1 protein-coding gene and 2 pseudogenes are annotated in these 3081 nt (G+C 72.2%); all 3 read right to left on the reverse strand.

The features are described from left to right. Positions 1-47: 47 nt before the first annotated feature. A pseudogene (locus tag AB0E85_RS39775) lies at positions 48-95 on the reverse strand (hypothetical protein); the annotation flags it as partial. A gap of 1 nt (position 96) precedes the next feature. Then, positions 97-993, reverse strand: a pseudogene (locus AB0E85_RS39780) (S1 family peptidase); the annotation flags it as partial. 157 nt (positions 994-1150) lie between these two features. Beyond that, positions 1151-2815, reverse strand: a complete 1665-nt coding sequence (locus AB0E85_RS39785) for an alkaline phosphatase D family protein (RefSeq protein WP_361937635.1) — start codon at positions 2813-2815, stop codon at positions 1151-1153. Positions 2816-3081 lie beyond the last annotated feature (266 nt).

Genomic DNA, 3081 nt, shown 5'->3' on the forward strand with positions numbered 1-3081 from the left:
GCGCGGGTGCGGGCGAGGTCGGTCAACTGGCGGGTGGACCAGAGGAGGTTGATCGGCTCCGCGGTGCTCCATCCCGCGGGCGGTGCGCCGGTCAGCCGAGCCGGTGACCTGCACCGTCTGCCCGCCCTCGCCCTTCACGTTCGGCGTGGCCTTCCACGGGTCGGTGACGGCCACCCAGGACATGTCCTTGCCGGGGAAGGTGGAGGCCTGGAACGTGCCCTGGTCCGCCTGGTTGTGCCCGGTCGTCTTGGCGCCCTGCTTGCCGCAGTGACCCGCCGAGGCGAAGCCCTCCTGCTCGCCCTTGGTGACGGAGAAACCGATGGAGCAGCGGGCCGTGCCGTCGATGTAGTAAGCGTCCCCGCCGGTGAGGTCCTCCATGAGCCGGGGCCGGTTCGGCGTGACCTTCACGCTCACGCTCTTGGCGTCGAGCGCCGCGGCCTTGACGAACGCCGCCGCGGCGGCCTTGCTCCCGGCCTCCACCACGACCCGGTTGCCCGGGATGTCGACGTACCACAGCGGCGTCTCGCGGGTGCTGACCCGGGCGGCCGCCGCGTCCAGCTTCTCCTTGGCGGCCCGCAGGTCGCGCAGCGTCTTCTTCACGACGCTCGCCTTGGCGCCCTGCGCCTGGATGGCCGGCACGTCCGCGGCGTCCGTGGTCGCCACCATCAGCTCCTGCGACGTCGTGCCGCGCAGCCAGGCCCCCGCGAAGCGGTCGCCCAGGGCGTTGCGCAGCCGTCCCGCCCGGGTGCCCGCCTCCGCCTCGTTGACCAGGCGCCGGGACGCCTGGGCGGGGGTCAGTCCGAGGTCGCGCTCCATGGCGCGCAGCACCGGAGCCGACGGCCGGTCGGCGCCGAGGGTCTGGGCGGCCGTCGGCAGGGGGCCCGCCGCGGGCGCCGGCTCGGCCGCCACGGCGGCGGGGATCCCGGTGGCGACGAGCGCGCCGAGCGCGGTCAGCGCCACCCGGTGACCGGTCACGGCATGTCTGTGGACCATCCGATGCGTCTCCTTCGATCTCAGCGTTCGATGTCGGGTGTCGATCTCGGTGAGCTCCCGCACAGGCCTTGCCGGAACGGCCCGGTGCGATGCCCCGGGCCGCCCCGTTTCGCGCTTTGGTGCGGGGAACGGCGCCATGTGCAGTACGGCGGAGGCCTCACACGGACTTCAGGCCGGGCGAACCCACCTCGGTCACGAAGGAGGCGGTCGTCGAGATGCCCCCGCCCGGCGTCGTGATGGCCGGGACGGTCCGGAAGTCGACCTGGGCGTTCTCGCGGCCCATGTCGACCCGGACGTAGCCGCGCCGGCCGTCGAAGTACTTCATGTGGGGGTTGGCCTTCATGTACGTGTCCCACTCGGCCGGCTTCGCGGTGCCGTTGCCGCCGCTGGCGACGGAGGTGCAGGTGAACTCCGTGCCGACCGTCTTGGAGGCCGGGTCGTCGAAGTTCTCCTTGATGTCGAAGGCGTATCCGACGTGGACGTCCCCGGTGAGGACCATCAAGTTGTCGATGCCGGAGGCCTTCGCGCCCGCCATGACACGGTTGCGGGAGGCCCGGTAGCCGTCCCAGGCGTCCATGGAGACCCGGGCCGGTTCGGTCAGGTCGAACTTGCGCTGGGAGAAGCACACCTGCTGGGGCAGTACGTGCCACAGCGCGTTCGACTTCTGCCAGCCGTCCAGCAGCCAGCGCTCCTGATCGGCTCCGGTGAGGGTGCGCGCCGGATCGTCCGACTCGGCGCCCGGTGCGTGCGGCCGGTCGCTGTAGGCCTGGTCGGAGCGGTACTGGCGGGTGTCGAGGATGTCGAACTGGGCGAGCGAGCCCCAGGTCAGCCGCCGGTACAGCCGGGCGTCCGGCCCGTTCGGCAACTGCTCGGCGCGCAGCGGCTGGTTCTCCCAGTACGCCCGGTAGGCCGCGGCCCTGCGGACCAGGAACTCCTCCGGGGCGCTGCCCTTCTCGTCGTAGGCGCCCGCGTAGTTGTTCTCCGTCTCGTGGTCGTCCCAGGCCACGACGAACGGGTGCTGCGCGTGCGCGGCCTGGAGGTCCGGGTCGCCCTTGTAGAGCGCGTAGCGCAGCCGGTAGTCCGCGAGCGTGGTCGCCTCGCGGTTGAACACGTCGGGCAGCTTGCGGTCGGTGTAGCGGCGGGCTCCGCCGGCGGAGTCCACGGCGTACTCGTACAGGTAGTCGCCGAGGAAGAAGACCACGTCGACGTCCTCCTGCGACAGGTGCCGGTGCGCGGTGTAGTAGCCGTCCTGGTAGGCCTGGCAGGCGACGGCGGCCAGCCGCAGGCTGTCGGTGTCACTGCCCGGGGCGGGGGCGGTGCGGGTGCGGCCGGCGGGACTGATCCAGGTGCCCACCCGGAACCGGTAGTAGTACTCGCTGTCCGGCCGCAGGCCCTTGACGTCCACGTGCACGCTGTGGGCGTACTCGGGGTGGGCCGTGGCGGTGCCCTCCTGCTCGACGATGACGAACCACTCGTCGAGCGCCACTTCCCAGGAGACGGCGACCCGCTCCTGGCCGAGGCCGCCGTCCTCCGCGAACGGCTGGGGCGCGAGCCGGGTCCAGAGCAGCACCGAGTCCGGCAGCGGGTCCCCGGAGGCGATGCCGAGGGTGAAGGGGTTGTCGGTGATCCGGGCGGCGTCGCGTTCCCGGGTGGCGGTGGCACCGCGCGCCGGCCGGTTGGTGCCGAAGGCGAGCATCGCGGCGGCCGCGGTGACGGTCAGGAAGCGACGGCGGGCGAGGTGCGGCGCCGCGCTGCGCAGTACGGCGTCGTGCGGGGAGAAGGCATGCTCGGTGGGTGGCTTTTGACGGCCCGTCAGCGCCATCTGATGTCCTCTCGTACGGGGCACGTGCGCCCCGGGTGGACGCATGGGGACATCGCCGACGTGCGGAGCGCGGAGTTCGCATGCTAAGCAGACAAAATGCCTGAAACGGGCACGACGTGCGGGGGGTTCACACCACAGGCGGTACCCCGGGCGATGCGGTGCGCCGGGCGCAGGACAACAGAAATCGGCCTCCTGTGCCGCGGCACGTGCCTGCTGCTCGGCGGCAGCCAGCTGGTCACGGGCTGCGGCGCGTTCGTCAAGATGGG

The organism is Streptomyces sp. NPDC029044 (assembly GCF_040637495.1).
In the GTDB taxonomy this organism is placed as follows: domain Bacteria; phylum Actinomycetota; class Actinomycetes; order Streptomycetales; family Streptomycetaceae; genus Streptomyces.

Excerpts from the sequence above, each read along its gene's own strand:
- AB0E85_RS39785 (WP_361937635.1), bottom strand. The coding sequence starts at position 2,815 with ATGGCGCTGACGGGCCGTCAAAAGCCACCCACCGAGCATGCCTTCTCC.